At 68.7% G+C, this 243-nt stretch carries 1 pseudogene; it reads left to right on the top strand.

The window, feature by feature from the left end:
• Window positions 1-223, top strand: a pseudogene (locus SB822_RS60035) (RNA polymerase subunit sigma-24); the annotation flags it as partial.
• Window positions 224-243: the final 20 nt, after the last annotated feature.

Here is a 243-nt window from a genome sequence, read left to right as displayed (position 1 = left end):
CATGGCGTTCGGGCCGGCGGCCGGCCTCGATATAGTCGATGCACTTGCCGCCGATGCCACGCTCGCGAACTATCACTGGCTGCCGAGTGTGCGCGGCGATCTGCTCGCGAAACTCGGCCGCCTGGACGAAGCGCGCGCGGAGTTCGAACGCGCCGCGGCGATGACGCGCAATGTGCGAGAGCGCGAGTTGCTGCTGGAGCGCGCCCGCTCGGCGATGCAGTAGGGCGCCGTAGTTTGTGCGCA

The sequence above is a fragment of the Paraburkholderia sp. SIMBA_054 genome, from assembly GCF_046534875.1.
Classification (GTDB): Bacteria; Pseudomonadota; Gammaproteobacteria; order Burkholderiales; family Burkholderiaceae; genus Paraburkholderia; species Paraburkholderia hospita.
This window is presented reverse-complemented; position numbering and strand designations above follow the sequence as displayed.